The sequence below is a fragment of the Maritimimonas sp. 2405UD52-3 genome (assembly GCF_056591715.1).
In genome coordinates, this window is the sequence record NZ_JBWQOL010000008.1 from 1 (window position 1) to 20,865 (window position 20,865).

Below are 20,865 nucleotides of genomic sequence, written 5' to 3' on the forward strand. Positions count from 1 at the left end.
GATAGATAGTAATGTTACGCCAGATGATTTGGAGGAGACGATTACAGTAGAGAATGAATCTGACTTATTTATTAGCAAGACGGTTGACAATAATACACCCTTTGTTGGTGAAATAATTACCTATACAATTACAGTAGAGAATAGAGGTCCCGCTCAAGTATCTGGGTTAAGTTTAGATGACGCATTGCCGTCAAGAGTAACGGCAACAGGTAATAATACAACAACACAAGGTAATTATGATGGCACTACCTGGACTATAGGTACGCTTAATAATGGAGCAACAGCAATTTTAACAATTGAAGCCAGAGTAGACCTTGATGTTGGAGGCCAAATAATTACAAATGAGGTTACCAATGTAGTATTAGGTCAAATAGATAGTAATTTAACTCCTGATGATCTTGAGGAAACTATTGAAGCAATAGCACTTTCAGATTTAGAGTTGAGTAAAATAATTACCAGCGCAGGCGGAAGCTCTCCTTTTGTTGGAACAGACATTACCTTTGAACTATCTGTAACAAATCAAGGTCCAAGTGATGCAACAGGAGTTATTGTTTCTGATGTGTTGCTGTCTGGTTATAGTTTTGTTAATGCAATAGGAGATGGTACGTATACCGAAAGTACTGGAGAATGGGTGTTGCCAGCAACAATCCTTTCAGGACAAACGGCCACTATAGAAATTACAGCCACAGTATTGGCAAACGGAGTAGCTGGTGATTATGATAATTATGCAGAGATTGTAGCATCAGATAATGAAGATCCTGATAGTGATCCGGCAATTAGTTTTGGTGTTGATGATAGAGATAGTGACGGTCTTGATGATGATGATGAAGATTTTGTTGCTGTTACACCTATTCCGGTATCTGATTTAAGGTTGGAGAAAACCATGAATGATTACAACCCAACCACAGGAGATATTGTAACATTTATGATTACTGTTACCAATGATGGGCCAAGTAATGCAACTGGTATTTCAGTACGTGATGTGGTTCAAGATGGCTACAGCGTTATTCCAGGAAGTCTTGTCGTTGACAGAAGTGGTACGGTTACCAGTTCAGGAACTTTAACAGGAAATACTGTCGTTTGGTCAGGTACAGAACTTGATTTAGCAACAAATGAATCTATTGAATTACGATTTGAAGCAGAAGTATTAACTACCGGAACAGATTATTCTAATGGAGCTGAGATCATAGGTTCTGATAATATTGATTTTGATAGTGACTTTACACTAAGCTTTGATGTTGATGAAGATGGTGATGGAGATCCTTTAGATGATGATGAAAGTGTACTGACAGATGACGGCTCTAATCCTGATATTGTTATTAATTTCTTACCTACGGCGGTAGATGATGATGTACAGGTTGTAGAAAATTCAACGGATAATGTTATTAATGTACTAATTAATGATGATTTTGGTAGAGATGGTCCAAGTAATAATACTATTGTGATTACCACTCCACCAGTGTTTGGGACAGCTGCAGTTGATGATCGTGGTACTCCAAATGACCCTACAGATGATAGAATTATATATACGCCAAACGCAGACTTTGTGGGAGATGATAGTTTTGTCTACAGAATAGAAGATGGTCAGGGCTTGATAGGCTCGGCTAATGGTGATTATGCTTTTGCAACGGTTACCATAGAAGTATTGGTTGATACAGATGGTGATCTGGTACCAGATATCTTTGATATTGATGATGACAATGATGGTATCATAGATATAATAGAGTCTAACAATTTTAATGGAGGAACTGACCCAAGTGCAGATGATGATAATGATGATATTCCTAATTATCAAGATCCTGATACTGGATGTGCAATAAATGCAGCTGGAATATGTGATAATTTAGATGCTGATGGTGACGGAATACCAAATCATTTAGATATAGATGCAGATGGTGATGGAATACCAGATAATGTTGAAGGGCAACCTACTGATAACTATAGATTACCTTCTGGGGTAGATAGCGATGGTAATGGTTTAGATGATAGTTATGAAACTACGCCAGGTGATGGAACAGGTATTGACCCTGAAAATACTGACGGAACGGATAATTCTGATTATTTAGATTTAGATTCTGATAATGATCTGGTACCTGATAGTACTGAAGCGCATGACGCAAATAGTAATGGTATGATTGATCCTAGCGAAGCATCAGCTATTGGAACGGATACAGATCAGGATGGATTGGATGATGGTTATGAAGGGTCTGATGTAAATGACGGATTTGATGTAAATGATGAAATAAATGATCCGGCTCTTGATCTAACCGATACTGACGAAGATGCAAATAGTGGTGAACCTGATGCGGATGTTGATTATAGAGATATTGATGATGATGGAGATGGAATTAATACCATTGATGAAGATGTTGATGGTCTTGGTGACCCATTTGATGATGATAGTGATAATGACGGTCAACCTAATTATTTAGATATAGATGATGATGGTGACGGCATTTTAACAGCTATTGAAACAAGTGATGATGCAGACTTTGATGGAAATCCGAATTACTTAGATATAGACGCTGATGGCGATGGAATTCCTGATAACATTGAAGGACAGCCAACAGGAACGTATACAGAACCTTCAGGATTGGACTCAGATGGTGATGGTTTAGATGATGCTTATGAGCCAACAGATGGTATTGATCCTGAAAATACAGATGGAACAGATACCCCGGATTATCTAGATGATGACTCAGATAATGATGGTGTGCTTGATGAAGTAGAAGGTCATGATACTGATCATGATGGTGTAGCAGATGCAGAGTCTACTGGAACTGATACTGATGGTGATGGATTGGATGATGGATTTGAAGGTAGTGATGTGAACGATCCGTATGATGTGAATGATGAAATTGATGATCCAGCTAATGATTTACCAAATACTGATCTTGATATTTCTAATACACCAAATCTTCCTGATGGTTTTGTGGAAGCAGATGCTGAAGTAGACTACAGAGATATAGATGATGATGGTGATGGTACAGATACATTTGATGAAGATTTCAATGAAAATGGTAATTGGTTAGATGATGATTGTAATCAAAATACTATACCTGATTATTTAGATCCTATTTCATGTGATATCATTCCAGATGGATTCTCACCTAATGATGATGGAGATAATGATACATTTATCATTCCTCTATTAACTAGATATCTAGACTTTAGAATAGAAATCTATGATCGTTGGGGTACACGAGTTTATAATTATGAAAACAATGGAAATCCAGAACCAGAATGGTGGGATGGATTCTCAAATGGAAGAATGACAGTTAGAAGAGATGACTTTAGAGTTCCCGTGGGTACCTATTATTATATCATCTATTTTAATGATGGTGAACGTAAACCAATTACAGGTTGGGTATATGTAAATTACTAATATAAGTGAGCAGCATGTTGAATGCTGCTCATAGATTATATAAAAATGATTAAAAAGAAAATAACATATTTACTATTAATAGCTGTAATTTCTATCACTAACCTTAACGCCCAGCAGGATCCTCAGTTTACGCAGTATATGTACAACATGAATGTTGTAAATCCGGCTTATGCAGGTAGTAGGGGTACTTTGAGTTTAGGTTTGTTAGGTAGAACCCAGTGGGTTGGTATTGATGGAGCACCAAAGACAGCTACCTTGTCAGTTCATGCGCCTGTAGGTAGGAACTTGGGAGCTGGATTTACGGCTATAGCTGATGAGTATGGCCCTGTTCAAGAGACCAATATTTATGCAGATGTGTCGTATACTATTTCTACTTCAGAAGAAGGTAGATTGGCTTTTGGATTAAAAGGAGGTATCAGTTTGTTTAATGTAGATTTATTATCGGCGGTGTTACCACAGACCTTACCAGGTCAAGATCCATTGTTTAATGATAATGTAAATGAGACCTTTCCTAATTTTGGAGCAGGCGCTTATTATTATACAGACAGGTTTTATGTAGGGTTGTCGGTTCCCAATATTTTAGAGACGAAGCATTTAGAGAAGGAAGATGGTAGGATAACCAGAGCAGCAGAGGAGACACATTACTTTTTAACTTCTGGATATGTATTTTATTTATCAGATAATTTAAAGTTTAAGCCTTCAACGATGATCAAGGGGGTTACAGGCGCACCATTATCTATAGATGTATCAGCTAATTTTTTGATGAATGAGCGATTGGAGTTAGGGTTGAATTATAGATTGGATGATTCTATAGGTGCTTTGGTTAATTTTGGGGTGACTCCTAGTTTTAGGATAGGTTATGCATATGATTACACGACTACAAACTTAGGCGACTTTAATGATGGTACCCATGAGGTATTTTTATTATGGGATATAGATTTTTCAAAGAAGAACTTAAAATCACCTAGATTTTTCTAAACGAATAGTATAAGATAAAGCGATTAAAATGAAAAAAGTTATTTGGAGTTTACTATTAATTGCGGGAGTTGTATATGGGCAGACAACTCCAGGTAAGTATACAATTAAAGGTGTAAAGATCAATACTAAGAATTCTGACTTTGGAACCACTTTTTTCGGTAAGGACAAGGTGATTTTTGCGGCTCCTAAAGAAAACGCCTTTATTACAAAAACAACCTGGAGTGGTAATAACCAGGCTTTTTTAGATATATATATTGGTAACGTTTCTGAGGATGGCGAGATAGAAAATAAAAAATTAGTGCCTGGTGATGTGAATAATAAGTTCCATGAGGGGATAGCATCGTTCACAAAAGACTTGAAAACGGTATATTTTAGTGCGAATAATTATTCTTCTGGAAACAAAGCAATAAAAGACTCTACAGGTACTGTAAATATACAATTATATAAAGCAAAAGTTACAGACAAGGGTCAATGGATAGATGTGGTAAAATTACCTTTTAACAATGATGAGTATTCTACTGGGCACCCTACATTAAGTGCAGATGATAAAAAATTATATTTTATTTCAGATAGACCTGGTTCTATTGGTAAAACAGACATTTATGTAGTGGATGTAAATAATGATGGAACCTATGGCACTCCTCAGAATTTAGGACCTAGAATAAATACCGAAGGGCGTGAGATGTTTCCTTTTATTAGTGATAATAATTTCTTGTATTTTTCTTCAGACGGACATAAGGGCTTTGGCGAGCTAGATATTTTTGCCTCACGCGTTTTTGATTCAACCATTACTGAGGCAATTAACCTTGAAGAACCTATTAATAGTGAAAAAGATGATTTTGCTTATATAATCAATGATGAAAACAATCGAGGATATTTCTCTTCTAATAGAAAAGGAGGTAAAGGAGATGATGATATCTATGCTTTAGTAGCTGACCCACCCATACAGATTGAAGGAAAGCAGGCTATTGTAGGTATCGTAAAAGATATTGATACAGATCAGATCATTCCAGGAACCACTATCACATTATTTGACAATGAAGGAAATGAAGTTGATAAATTGGTAATTCCAACAAGCTTAGATGATGATTGGAAACCTTTCACAAATGTTGATAGCGATGCTTCAATAAAGACAACAGTTGAAGAAATTAACAATACAGAAATTGATGTAAAGATTACTATTGACAATGAAGCCCCAGAAACTGGAGAAGAAGTGGAGTTTACTGTTGAAGTTAGTAATATTGGTAAAAAAACTGCTAAAGGTATAGATGTTAAAGATATCTTACCTGATGGGTATACATATATTATTGATGATAACCCTAGAATTTATGACGAGGAAACTGATGCTGTAAGAATTGATGAATTAAAGAAACAACAAAAAAGAATTGTTAAGATAAAGGCGGTTGTTTTACCAGAATTAAAAGGAGCCTTTGGCTTTGATGCCAAAAGTGATACTGAGTATAAAGCTGTAGTTGAGGCACCGGGATACATGAAAAAAGAAATAGATTTTAAAACAGCCAACGATACAAATGTTACACCTTTGAATATAGGTGTAAAAATGGACCCTGAATTAAAGATGGTTGATGAAAAGATCGTGATTAATGTAAACACTATCTATTTTGATTTTGATAAGTGGAATATCCGTCCTGAGGCGGCTAAAGAATTAGATAAGGTAGTAGCTGTTATGAAAGAGCATCCATCTATGGTAATAGAAGCAGGCTCACATACTGATTCAAGAGCAAGAGAAGGGTATAATCAGATATTATCAGAGAAACGAGCAAAAGCTACGGTAGATTATATCGTCTCGAAAGGTATTGACAGAAATAGAATTACTGCAAGAGGGTACGGAGAAATGCAGCTGGTCAATAACTGTTCAAGCTTTGTGAAATGTTCTAGAGAAGAACATCAATTAAACAGAAGAACAGAATTTGTTATTGTTAATGATAATGACAGGTTTGCTTCAAATGCAGCGAGCATTGAAAATGTAAAAGTTGGTGAGAATAACATGACCTATGTAAAAACAGACGAGGTCAAAACAGAAAATAATACCATAAATGAGGATTCGGTACTAGAAGCTAATGCTGAGAATACGGGTGTTGCTGATAACGATTTATCTGTAAGTGCAAAAATGGGAAGCTTTATTAAAATTTCACCTATTTATTTTGAATATGATAAATGGAGCTTGTCTGATGATGAGTTGAAGCAATTGGATAAAATAGTTCAAATAATGAAAGATAATCCTACCATTATTGTTGAGGCAGGGGCACATACAGATTCTAGAAATATTGAATCATATAATCAAATTTTATCTGATAAAAGAGCCAAGACAGTTGTAAACTACATCATTTCTAAAGGGATAAATGCCAACAGAATTTCAGGCAAAGGTTATGGTGAAAAAAGGTACGTTAACAAATGTAAGAGTTTTGTTAACTGTTCAGAAAATGAACATCAGGCTAATAGAAGGATTGAGTTTATGATTGTAGGAGGTAATGGCTATCCTTCAGAGCAAATTATAGAAAAAAATAATGCAAGGTTTATTAATACAAATCCAATTTATTTTGACTATGATAAGGTAGATATACGAAGGGATGCCGCTTATGAATTAAAAAGGGTGGTAGAAATATTAAAAGAAAATCCTTCTTGGATTATAGAAGCAGGGTCTCATACAGATTCTAACAATACAGAAGCGTACAATCAGATACTTTCGCAAAAGCGTGCTAAATCGGTCAAAGAATTTTTAATAGCAAAAGGAATTGAAGGTAATAGAATTAAGAGTAAAGGCTACGGGGAGATGCAATTGGTGAACAACTGTTCAAGTTTTGTGAAGTGTACATCAGAGCAGCATCAGGAGAACAGAAGAACTGAGTTCAGAATTATTAAAATGTAATAAATATGCTTGATAAATATGTAAAAAATAAAGGTTCAAAAAAAATTGACGTTAACATTTTTTTATATATTTGTTTTTATTGCTAATCTGAAGGGAAACAATTAATAAATAAGGGATTATCAAAGTTATTGTACGCTTTAAAGAAGCTGTAAATTACCAAAAACAACATACTTAAGTAAAAATATACCATGAGAAAAAATTACTTAACTGCAAATCATATTTACGATTATGTGCATTTAAGAAATAAAATATTAACAATTACTTTGTTAAGTATTCTTTTCTTTTCATCGCAAATAATTTTATCACAATCAATTCCTGCATCAGATGGGTCTGCTCCATGTGCGTCATGTGTTCCACCTGGTTGGGTTGCTACTTCGGGTACACCTGATGTTTCAGATGCCAATCAAGCTGCTGCTACCGGTATTTCATTAGGTGGAGGTGCCACATGGAATGTTGCTGGGGGCATGTTGCCATTGCCACCCAATGGCCACACATCATGGATTTCATTGAGGGATTTAGGTCCATCAGGATCAGAGGAAATAATAAGTACTACCATGACAGGTTTGGTTGCTGGGTTTACTTATGAGGTGACGCTATATACATTGACTGCCACCACAAATGCTGACGGTTTTGGTAGTGTTGCATATTCTCCTGTTTACAATGATGAGTTTAGATATGTAGTAGGAAGTTTTCCAATGCAAACAATTTCACTTGCCGCTTCACAAGATGTTTGGAGTACAGAAACATTTAGGTTTGTTGCAACTGGTACAACTGAAACATTACAACTTTTACCAGGTGATAATTCTGCGGGTATTCCTAATATTGAATCTGTTCAGGTCTCTGTTACTTTAAATGCAATAGTTGCGGTACCAGTAGTGATAAATGATGAAGTTGAAACTATTGTTGATACCATCTTAAATGGTGATGTGTTTGTTGATAATGGAGATGGGGCTGATCAATTAGGAACAGGCCCTACTACAGTTACAAGTTTTGATGCAGTTTCAGCAAACGGAGGTACTGTTGTTGTCAATGCAGATGGTACTTTTACATATACACCTCCTATTGGTTTTTCCGGAAGGGATTCTTTTACCTACACAATTACGGATAGCAATGGTTTAACTGATACTGGTACAGTAAATATTTCTGTAAAAGTAGATAGTGATGGTGACGGTATAGCTGATGATACCGATTTAGATGATGATAATGATGGTATTCCAGATACAGAGGAATGTCCGGCTACAGCCAATCAAGATTGGATAGACAATAGCATAAACGTATATACTGTTGGGGGTTTAACAGATGGTAGTGGAAATACAGCTTCAAACTGGGATGCAGATGTTACTACCAGTGGAGGTGTGATTACTTCAATTACTGATTGGGCAGGCTCAGAGCCATTTTCTGATGGAGGAACCAGTTATACTGTTAGCTATACTACAATATCAAGCGCAGTTTCCTCAACAAATAATAGATATCAATCAGGAGGAGGAGGTACGGGTATCCGAGTTCGACCGCCCTCACCCAGCAACATAGATGATTATACAGCTATAACTACTATTACATTTACAAATCCTGTTAATGCGGCAGGGTTTGACTTAGTAGATATATTAGATTTTGGCGGTATCGCTACCACAGATATTGAAATTCAAGTTGATGGAAGCTTGGTTTGGCAAACACCTCCATCCTTAGGGGTTGGATTAAACGCCACAGGTATATCAGATTTTCAAGATGGCGCTGGAACAACACAAGGATCAACTACTTTTGGTGAAAATATTGAGAATTTTGTAGGGGTAATAAGCCCAAAACCATTTACTACAATTGTTATTGAATATGGTGTTGATTCTGATGGTGCTGCTGGAAGAGATGAGCAGGGCTTTGATAACTTACGTTTTGCTACATTTCAACTTTGTGATGATGATGGTGATGGAGTTCCAAATTTACTTGACTTAGATAGTGATAATGACGGTATTCCGGATGCTGTTGAAGGAAATGGTGATATTGACGGGGACTTCACTCCTAATTACTTAGATATAGATAGTGATAATGATGGTGTTTATGACATGTTTGAAGCAGGTCACGCTTTTATTTTAGATACAGATTTTGATGGTAGAATTGATGGTGCTGATACTGGGTCAGGAGCTAATGGCTTATTTAATGGCATTGAAAGTGATGATACGCTAACGGCAACTCTTACATATACAATCCTAAACACTGATAGTGACGGAGATATTGATGCTCTGGATGTAGATGATGATGATGATGGAGTAAATACATTTTTTGAGAATCCAAACCCAGATGGAGATGGCAACCCAAATACCGGTTTGACACAAGATACAGATTTAGATGGTGTTGATGATTATTTAGATGTTGATGATGACGGTGATGGAGTAAATACGGAGTTTGAAGGTTCTAATTTAGACGGTGATGGTGATCCTATTTCTGGTGCAACTCCTCCACAGAATACAGATTCAGCCAGTGGAGATACAACCCCAGATTATTTAGATGTAGATGATGATGGCGATGGAGTAAACACGGAGTTTGAAGGTGCAAATTTAGATGGCGATGGTGATCCTACTTCTGGTGCAACTCCTCCACAGAATACAGATTCAGCCAGTGGAGATACAACCCCAGATTATTTAGATGTAGATGATGATGGCGATGGAGTAAATACGGAGTTTGAAGGGGCAAATTTAGATGGCGATGGTGATCCTACTTCTGGTGCAACTCCTCCACAGAATACAGATTCAGCTAGTGGAGATACAACTCCAGATTATTTGGATGTTGATGATGATGGTGACGGAGTAAACACGGAGTTTGAAGGGGCAAATTTAGATGGTGATGGTGACCCTACTTCAGGGTCTACAGATCCATTAGATACAGATTTAGATGGTACAGATGATTATTTAGATGTAGATGATGATGGTGATGGAGTAGATACAATTTTAGAAGGACCAAATCCTGATGGCGATGGAAATCCTAATACAGGTGATACATTAGATACTGATGGTGATGGAACAGATAATTATTTAGATGATGATGATGATGGTGATGGCATTGATACTGCCGATGAGGATACAGATATGAATGGTGACTTATTTAATGATGATAAAGACGGTGATGGTATTCCAGAGTTTTTAGATTTAGATAGTGATAATGATGGTATTCCAGATGCGATTGAAGGAACGGATGATTTAGACAATGATACAATTCCTAATTATCTTGATTTAGATAGTGATGGGGATGGAATTTCTGATATCATAGAAGCTGGAGGTGTAGATGCCGATGGAGATGGCCATCTAGACTATGGTACTCCTGGAGATCCAACAACTTTAAATGATGCAAATGGTAATGGACTAGATGATACTTTAGAAGCTACTCCTCTACCACTTCCAAATACTGATGGAACGGGTGATGAAGATTATATAGATATAGATGCAGATGGTGATGGTATTGTTGATAATATTGAAGGACAAACAACTGCAAATTATATAGCACCTGCTGGTACAGATGTTGATGATGATGGGCTTGATGATAATTATGATGGTGATGATCAATTAACAGTTGGTATTAGTGGAGGTACAGGTCCTTTTGGAGCTGTAGTTCCTACAAATACTGATGGCGCGGCTGATGGTGCTGATTATATTGATTTAAATAGTGATGATGATGCAGATATTGATAGTGTTGAAGGTTGGGATACTGATAATGACGGTACACCTGAAATAGTACCTTCAGGTGGCGATGCTGATGGAGATGGATTAGATAATGCCTATGATGCTGATGATACACAAATAAACCCAACCAATGGGCAAACACCTGCTAGTTTTCCAGATTTAGATACACCAGGAGGTGAGCCTGACTGGAGAGAAGCACTTGACATCGATTGGGACAATGACGGTATAGATGACCCTATAGATTTAGATGATGATAATGATGGTATTCCAGATGTTGATGAGGGAGGTGATACACTTGATACAGATTTAGATGGTGTGCCTAACAGATATGATTTAGATTCAGATAATGATGGGATTTACGACTTAGTTGAATCAGGTCAGATAGATGGAGTAAATGTATTAGATAATGTTTCTGACGGAATTATAGATGGGGCAGCAGCTAACTCAGGCAATAATGGGTTGTTTAATTTTATAGAATCTGATGATACATCTACTGCAACACTCCTTCAACCAACCACAGATTCTGATTCTGATTTGAATTTTGATGCTTATGAGATAGATGCAGATGATGATAACTGTTTTGACCTTGTAGAGGCTGGTTTTGGCGCAGAAGATACTGAGCCCAATGGTATCTTGGGTGCAGATGTGAGTTTAGTGTTTGATGTAAATGGTATTGTTGATTTGGCAGCGTCAGGATTGACTTTAGGATATACACTTCCTGATGATGTAAATGGAAATTCAACATTTGATTTTCAAGAAGCTTCTGTTACAACAGCTATTACAAATCAGCTTGATCCTATCTCACCAATTTTGGCTGGTGATAATGTTACAGTAGTAGGTTTGGTTACTACAGGAGATACTTTTCAATGGCAAGTAAGTCTTGATGATTCACCAGGCTCCTATGTAGATATTACAGATGCAAATCCAAACTATAGTGGTACAAATACAATAAGTCTAACTATTAGTAATACTCCCGCTAGTTTTGGAGGTAATTATTATAGGGTACTTGTTAGTACAAGTAATTATGCTTGTGATACAGAAATAGCTTCTGATTCTAGACAATTAATAATACAAGAAGACTCCGATGGAGATTTAGTAGCAGATGTTAATGATGCTGATTCAGATAATGATGGTATTCCTGATGTAGATGAATCTGGAGGAAACGATCCATACGGAGACGAAGATGGTGATGGCATTCCAAACTGGCAAGATCTTGTCGGTGGTCCTGGTCCTGGCGATGGTAGCTTAACAGATTATACTGATGCTGATGGTAATGGTATTCCAGATGTATATGATACTGATGGTGACGGTGTACCAAATCACTTAGATTTGGATAGTGATAATGACGGTATTTATGATATTGTAGAATCTGGTCAGTTAAGTGCAACAGTACTTGATGGAGATAATGATGGAAGGTTAGATCTTATTGATGTTACAGATGTTGGAATTAATGGATTATTAAATGCTTTAGAAGATGCACCTGATAGTGGTGTTTTGAATATACCAGTGTTGGACTCTGATGGTGATGGAGATATTGATGCTTTGGATTTAAATTCAGATAATGATGATTTCAATGGAGATCCTTGTAATGATCTCACCGAAGCTGGTTTTGGTGCTGAAGATTTAGATGATAATGGTATACTGGGTAGTGATTTTAACCTTACTGTTGATGCTAATGGTGTAGTAAATACACCTGGATTAACTTTAGGTTATACTGAACCGATAGATTTTGGGAATGACGGAACGTATGACTTTCAGGTTGCCGGTATAGGAGTACAGCCTTTGCCAGCAGGTCAACCGGGTGATGATACAGTAATTATCAATGCTCCTGCAATATTTACAGTAGATGGTCAGCCAGTTACTTTTGAATGGCAAGAAAGAGAAAATCCTGCCGCACTTTGGACTACTGTAAATAATGGACCGCCAGTTGCTGGTGTGAGTTCTGGTTATAGTGGTGCTACCACTAATCAATTAACACTTACTATCGTACCTGCAAGTTATAATGGGTATCAGTACAGAGTTATCTTATCATCACCTGCATTTGTTTGTGATATTGATCAACCTTCACGAGTTGCTACTTTAACAGTAGATTCTGATTTTGATGGAGATGGAGTTGGCGATATGGCAGACTTAGATGACGATAATGATGGTATTCCAGATTCAGTAGAGTTAAATGGTTTAGATCCTTTAGCAGATGATGATAGTGATGGGGTACCTAATTATTTAGATGATCGACCGGGTAATCCTGCTGTTGGAGATGCAGATGGTAGAGTAGAATCAGCATATGATTTTGACGGAGATAATATTCCAAATCATTTAGATATAGATTCAGATAATGATGGACTTAATGATGTTGTAGAAGCTGGTCACGGCCAATTAGATGCTAATAATGATGGTTTTATAGATGATGCTGACACAGACTCTGGTGCAAACGGCTTGTTTGATGCTATTGAAGACAATGATACTGATTCGGCAGTTATTACTTATACATTAACAGATACTGATAATGACGGTAATAATAACTTCTTAGACATTGATGATGATGATGATACTGTGAATACAAGCATAGAAATTGCATTTGGTGATACAGATGGAGATGGTATTGATGACCATTTAGATATTGATGATGATAATGATGGTATCTTAACAGCTACTGAAGGAGGTACGGCTAATACAGATAGTGAAGGTAGACCAGATTATAGAGATCAAGATTCAGATAATGATGGTATTACTGATAATGTAGAAGGTCAAACTACTGATGGTTATATACCGCCTACAGGTACTGATGCAGATGGTGATGGTTTAGATGATGCCTATGATAATTTTGATAATCTTACAGTTAGTGACCCAAATAATAATAGTGCATCTGATAATGGTATTCAAGCCAATGATGTAAATTCTGATTCAGGTTTATTTGGAGCTGATAGTGATCCTGATTATAGAGATACCGATAGTGACGGCGATACAGTGCCAGATCGTATTGAGGGACATGATTTAAATGAAGATGGAACTGAGGATGTATTCCCTAGTGGAAGTGATGTTGATAATGATGGCATTGATGATGCTTATGACGGTGATACTTCTGGTTATGGAGATCCAAACGGATTAATAATAACTACAGATCCAGCAACAGATTTACCAAATACTGATGAAGAAGATGATGTAAACTACAGAGATATTGATGATGACGGTGATGGTATTCATACCAGATTTGAAGGTCCAGATCCTAATGGAGATGGTGATTTCTCTGATTCACAAAACACAGATGCTAGTACCGGAAATAACATGCCAGATTATTTAGATGCTGACGATGATGGTGATGGTGTTCCCACAGATGCTGAAAATCCTGATCCTAATGGTGATGGTAATCCAAGTGATGCTCAAGATACAGATAGCGATGGTATTGATGATTATTTAGATAATGATGATGATAATGATGGTGTAGATACCATTGATGAAATTGCTTTTGGTGATACAGATGGAGATGGTATTGACAATTATTTAGATATAGATGATGATGGAGATGGTATTATAACGCTTAATGAACCTGATGGTGATCAAGATGGTGATTCAAGACCAAACTATTTAGATCAAGATGCAGATGCAGATGGTATTCCTGATAATGTTGAAGGCCAAACTACAGGAGGCTACTTGAACCCTGTAGGAGATGCTGATAATGATGGTTTAGATGATGCGTATGATATAGACCCTGATAATGGTGAAGAAAATTATCAATCTGGTAATGGTATTCAACCTATAAATACTGATGGTACAGATAATGTTGATTATTTAGATGAGGATTCTGAAAATGATAATGTACCAGATTTTGTTGAAGGACATGATTTTGACGCAGATGGCAATCCTGATGTAGAAGCTTCAGGAAATGACAGCGATAATGATGGACTTGATGATGCATTTGATGGCTCAATAGGAGATTTCTTAGATCCTAATGGTTTGACTGTAATTACTGATCCAGCCACTGAACTTCCAAATAGAGATCAGTCACTATTTGATGAGCTTTCAGCCACTCTAGGAAATAGTGTATCTAATTCAATTACACCTGATGCTGAGGTTGATTATAGAGATACTGACGATGATGGAGATGGTATACCAACCGCTGAAACGGGTGAAGATGGAGAAGATACAGACTCAGATGGTAATCCTAGAAATGATAATTGTAATGGTCCGCCAGACAATAATTCACCGAATTACTTAGATCCAGTTCCTTGTAATTTCATTCCTTCAGGGTTCTCACCAAATGGTGACGGATTGAATGAGGAGTTCATTATTCCTTTACTAGCTGAGTATCCTAATTTTACGATGGATGTTTATGATCGCTGGGGTAATATAGTATATGAGTATGCTAACAATGGTAGAGATGAGCCTCTATGGTGGGATGGTTTCTCTACAGGTTCAAGAACCTTAGATAAAGGTCAAAGAGTGCCAGCAGGAACATATTACTATATAATTGAGTTTAACCAAGGTGGTAGGCAATCTGTTGCTGGCTGGGTGTATGTTAATTATTAAAATAAATAAGATTTTGTTCTTATTCAAAATATCAAATAGAATCATGAGAATAGCATTTATAGCTTTACTGTTACTATTAAGTTTAACATCAGTTACAGGTAACGCCCAGCAGGATCCTCAGTTTACGCAGTATATGTACAACATGAATGTTGTAAATCCGGCTTATGCAGGTAGTAGGGGTACTTTGAGTTTAGGTTTGTTAGGTAGAACCCAGTGGGTTGGTATTGATGGAGCACCAAAGACAGCTACCTTGTCAGTTCATGCGCCTGTAGGTAGGAACTTGGGAGCTGGATTTACGGCTATAGCTGATGAGTATGGCCCTGTTCAAGAGACCAATATTTATGCAGATGTGTCGTATACTATTTCTACTTCAGAAGAAGGTAGATTGGCTTTTGGATTAAAAGGAGGTATCAGTTTGTTTAATGTAGATTTATTATCGGCGGTGTTACCACAGACCTTACCAGGTCAAGATCCATTGTTTAATGATAATGTAAATGAGACCTTTCCTAATTTTGGAGCAGGCGCTTATTATTATACAGACAGGTTTTATGTAGGGTTGTCGGTTCCCAATATTTTAGAGACGAAGCATTTAGAGAAGGAAGATGGTAGGATAACCAGAGCAGCAGAGGAGACACATTACTTTTTAACTTCTGGATATGTATTTTATTTATCAGATAATTTAAAGTTTAAGCCTTCAACGATGATCAAGGGGGTTACAGGCGCACCATTATCTATAGATGTATCAGCTAATTTTTTGATGAATGAGCGATTGGAGTTAGGGTTGAATTATAGATTGGATGATTCTATAGGTGCTTTGGTTAATTTTGGGGTGACTCCTAGTTTTAGGATAGGTTATGCATATGATTACACGACTACAAACTTAGGCGACTTTAATGATGGTACCCATGAGGTATTTTTATTATGGGATATAGATTTTTCAAAGAAGAACTTAAAATCACCTAGATTTTTCTAAATACTTGATTACACAAACTATGAAAAAATATATTTTAACATTATTTACATTTAGTACTTTATTGATAGGTGCTCAAGAAGGATCAGGTAAATATAAAGATGTCAAAAATCTTGAAGTAAATACAGTAAATTCAGATTTTGGTACTTCATTGCGCAGTGATGGGGTGTTGGTTTTCACGTCACCGAGAACTGGTTTTAATATCATTAAAGACGTATGGAAACAAAATGGTCAACGTTTTTTAGATCTCTATCAAGGTAGTATTAGTGATAATGGAGAAGTTTCCAATAAAAAGAAGCTAAAAGGAGAAGTGAATTCAAGATACCATGAAGGGAATGCTGTTTTTACTAAAGATGGTAAAACAGTCTATTTCACTCGAGATAATTATTATAACAAACAACTGGGTGTCGATAATAGAGGATGGACAAATTTAGCCATGTTCAAAGCCACCGTGAATAGTGATGGTGAATGGATTAATGTTATTCCTATGCCTTTCAATAATGTAGAATATTCTGTAGGTCACCCTGCTCTAAGTGAAGATGAAAAGACCTTGTATTTTACATCAGACATGCCAGGTACGATGGGTGAAACAGATATTTTCAAGGTAGACGTCAATCAAAGTGGATTTGGAAATCCTGAAAATTTGGGACCAAAGGTGAATTCTGAAGCTAAAGATTGGTTTCCATTTGTAGATAATGATGTGCTTTATTTTACTTCTGATAGATATGGTGGTAAAGGAGGGTCAGATATTTATGCAACGAAATTGGAAGGCTTTACACCAAATCCTGTATTATTAAGCGAGCCAATTAACACTTCTAGTGATGATTTTGCTTTTATTATTGATAATGAAACCAGAAAAGGTTATTTTTCTTCTAATAGAGAAGGTGGAAAAGGCGATGATGATATCTATTCATTTTTAGAAGAAGAACCGGTTGAATTTAAATGCAGACAACAGGTTATTGGTGAAGTGCGCGATAAAAATTCTACTGATTTATTGCCAGGATCAGAAGTTATCTTAAGCGATAAAGATGGTAATGAAATTAAAAGAATGGTAGTAAAAGATGATGCTATATTTACTTTTGAAGTAGATTGTGAAACAGAGTATAAGCTAGAAGGTAAAAAGATAGAATATACTCCACAATCAAAAGGGTTCACGACTTCAGATGAAGCTGATATAGAATTAAAGCTATTAATACTACTAGGAAAAGGAGATATTGATTTTGTAGCTGATGGAACTGGTAATCAAACAGAAGGAGAAGGTGAAGATGTGAAACCTGAAGGTTTACCTGATGTTTTGCCAGATGAAATTGTTAGATTAAGACCAGGTACGTATGCTGTAAACATTAACCCTATATATTTTGACTTTAACTCGTCTTATCTTACTAAGCAAGCTAAAAGAGAATTACAAAAAGTAGTAGATTTAATGAATGAATACCCTAAAATGATTATTGAATCAGCATCACATACAGATTCTCGTGGTCCTGATGGGTATAATATGTGGTTATCTGATAGAAGGGCAAAATCTACCGTAAACTATATTATAGAAAGAGGTATAGATCCTACCAGGATTACAGGAAAAGGATACGGTGCGAGCCAATTGATCAATCAATGTGAAAAGGGCGTTAATTGCACTGAAGCACAGCATGCTGCTAACAGAAGAACAGAGTTTGTAATTATAAAGATGTAAGTCAACAAACCAAATTTAAAAGCCTTCGTTTTACGAAGGTTTTTATTTTACACGCATAATTTATTTAGGCACTTATACGTTAATAGATAAAAAGACTATTTATGAAACGGTATTTCATAGCATTTTTCTCTCTACTATTTGCAACATACCTTTATGCTCAAGACAAAGCTGTAGATTCGCTTTCAGTTCCTTCTGAAACTATATGTAAGCAAATACTAAAAGGCGAAGTAAGAGATCAACAAACCAATGACCTATTAACAGAATCTGAAGTTGTCATTATGGATGAATCAGGTACTGAAATAGCCGCTCAAAAAGTAAACGGAAATGCAGAGTTTTATTTTGAACTTGAATGCAATACTATTTATAAAGTTGAGGGAAGAAAAGAAAAGTACACGCCTGAATCTACATCATTTACTACAACAGGTGAAGCTAATAAGGAGCTAAAAATTATTATCTCTTTGGGTACAGGAGAAATTGATTTTGTAGTTGATTCTGAGAGAAGACAACGTAAAAAGAATGAGGTGACAAAGGAAATGAAGAATGAATCCGTCATAGAAGATGAAGTTAAAGAAAGTGCATTAATCAAATCCGAAGAGGTGAAGGAAGAAGTTACTGAAAATGAAGAAGTAAAAGAAAAGAGAAATGAAAATAGACCCAAAATTAGCTCAACTCCTAAGTCAAGTAGTAATTCTTTAAAAATAGATCCTATCTATTTTGATTATGAATCCTCGTATTTAAACCAAAATGCCAAACGACAATTACAGAGTATTGTTAAAATGATGCGAGAAAATCCTGATCTGGTGCTTGAATGTAAGGCATATGCAGATTCAAAGGGCCCTGATGAATACAATCAATGGATGTCTGATAGAAGAGCTAAGCGTGCTATTGATTACGTAGTAAGTAGAGGTATTTCTACTTCACGTATTAGTGGTAAAGGCTATGGGGCTTCAAATATATTGAATAAGTGTATTAAAGATGTTGAATGTACGGATGAAGAGCGAAGGATCAATAGAAGAACAGAGTTTGTTGTTATTAATATGTAATATTTGTTTTCAATTGGAAACCAAACTTTGGTACACCATTTGTATTATGGCAAATAAAGATTGTTAATGAAGTACTTAACTACCTTACTTTTTATTTTTATTGTAAGCTTATCTTATGGCCAAATAGAACGTGCAGATTCTATTATGGCAGCGGAGTATAGTATTAAAAGTATAGATGCAAATACGAAGTATTCTGATTTTGGTTCCACTTTTATGGGTGATAAGCTAGTTTTTTCCTCAACACGCAGAAAACCAGGAATCTCTAATAGAGTCTGGCGTGGCAATAATCAACCATTTTTAGATCTATATATAGGTGACCTAACAGAAAGTGGTGAAATCAAAAATGTACGCCCTTTTTCCGAAAAAGTGAATACTAAATACCATGACGCATTTGTAAGTTTTACAAAAGACTTAAAACAGGTGTATTACACTTCTAATGACAAAATTAATAGACGTATTAAATCAAAAAGTCTAAAGTTATTCAGGGCTTCCATTGGAGAAGGCGGTGAATGGAAGAATGCAGAAAACTTACCTTTTAACAGCGATGGGCATGATGCAGGACACCCATTTATAAGTAGGGATGGTGAGCGTATTTATTTTGTTTCTGATATGCCGGGCACGCAAGGAGATAAAGATATTTTTTATGTAGAAATTAAAAATGGGTATTATAGCAAACCTATTAATTTAGGATCTACCATTAATTCACCTTATAAGGAATACACACCATTCATTGATGGTGATTTAATCTATTTTTCATCCAATAGAAAGGGTGGAAAAGGAGGTTTTGATGTATATGTTACAAAATTAGATGGCTCGCTACCAGAACCTATAAATTTGGGAGCGCCTATCAATAGCAAGGGTGACGATTTTTCGTTTATCATTAATAGCGAAAAATTACAAGGTTACTTCTCATCTAATAGAAAGGGTGGCAAAGGCGATGATGATATTTATACTTTTGTGCAAAAGACAACAATCTCTTTATGTGATCAGTCTGTTTCAGGAATTGTCAGAGATAAAGTAACAGGGTTACCTGTAAAAAATGCATTAGTCACTTTAGTTAACCCCGAAGGGGAAAAGTTAAGAACAGTATCCACCCTGGCAGATGGGGTATTCTATTTTGGATTGGATTGTGCTTTGAAATATACTATTAAGATAGTCAAGAATGGCTATTTTGAATCTGATACCTCATTAGAAACATCAAATGCAAACGGCTTAGAAAACAATCTGGAGGTATTTATTGAAGAAAAAGAGTTTATCACTAGAAATGGTGTAGAGATGTTGTATGTAGATAATATTGGCTTTGAATTAAATGAGGCTACTATTAAAGAAGCATCAAAGAATACTTTAGGTAAAGTAGTACGTTTAATGAAGAAGTATCCCAATATGGTAATTGCCTTTGGAGCTCATACTGATTCTAGAGGTCCTGATGGGCTGAATTTGTCATTGTCAGAACAGAGAGCGGCAGAAACAATATCATATATAATTAATCAAGGAATTTCACCTGATAGAATTTCAGGAAAGGGCTATGGAGAGACCAAATTATTGAATAAATGTGCCAATGGCATTAAATGTACTGATCTACAACATAGAAAAAATAAACGCACGGAATTTGTAGTAATTAAAAAAGAGTAGAAAATACAGATCACCAAATATAAATGAGCACTCTAAACGAGTGCTTTTTTTATTTCTTGAACCCTTTATTTTCAGTAAAATATGTAAT

The 20,865-nt window shown here is 36.1% G+C and carries 8 protein-coding genes; all 8 read left to right on the top strand.

Going from position 1 to position 20,865, the window contains the following annotated elements:
• A partial coding sequence (locus tag AC1EU5_RS15185; protein ID WP_480193271.1) for a T9SS type B sorting domain-containing protein occupies positions 1-3,385 on the top strand: 3,385 nt, incomplete at its 5' end.
• 45 nt (positions 3,386-3,430) lie between these two features.
• The gene (locus tag AC1EU5_RS15190; RefSeq protein ID WP_480193272.1) at positions 3,431-4,363 is read left to right on the top strand and encodes a PorP/SprF family type IX secretion system membrane protein; all 933 of its coding nucleotides are present in this window, start codon (positions 3,431-3,433) and stop codon (positions 4,361-4,363) included.
• 28 nt (positions 4,364-4,391) lie between these two features.
• Positions 4,392-7,250: an OmpA family protein gene (locus AC1EU5_RS15195; RefSeq protein ID WP_480193273.1), complete on the top strand. Its 2,859-nt coding sequence runs from the start codon at positions 4,392-4,394 to the stop codon at positions 7,248-7,250.
• Positions 7,251-7,438: 188 nt separating this feature from the next.
• Complete coding sequence (locus AC1EU5_RS15200) at positions 7,439-15,445, top strand: T9SS type B sorting domain-containing protein (RefSeq protein WP_480193274.1); 8,007 nt, start codon at positions 7,439-7,441, stop codon at positions 15,443-15,445.
• Positions 15,446-15,488: 43 nt separating this feature from the next.
• Positions 15,489-16,418, top strand: coding sequence for a PorP/SprF family type IX secretion system membrane protein (locus tag AC1EU5_RS15205; protein WP_480193275.1), 930 nt, complete (start codon positions 15,489-15,491; stop codon positions 16,416-16,418).
• 19 nt (positions 16,419-16,437) lie between these two features.
• A complete protein-coding gene (locus tag AC1EU5_RS15210) occupies positions 16,438-18,102 on the top strand; it encodes an OmpA family protein (protein WP_480193276.1) in 1,665 nt (554 codons plus the stop codon).
• Positions 18,103-18,203: 101 nt separating this feature from the next.
• The gene (locus AC1EU5_RS15215) at positions 18,204-19,145 is read left to right on the top strand and encodes an OmpA family protein (RefSeq protein ID WP_480193277.1); all 942 of its coding nucleotides are present in this window, start codon (positions 18,204-18,206) and stop codon (positions 19,143-19,145) included.
• A gap of 66 nt (positions 19,146-19,211) precedes the next feature.
• Positions 19,212-20,777, top strand: a complete 1,566-nt coding sequence (locus AC1EU5_RS15220; RefSeq protein WP_480193278.1) for an OmpA family protein — start codon at positions 19,212-19,214, stop codon at positions 20,775-20,777.
• Positions 20,778-20,865: the final 88 nt, after the last annotated feature.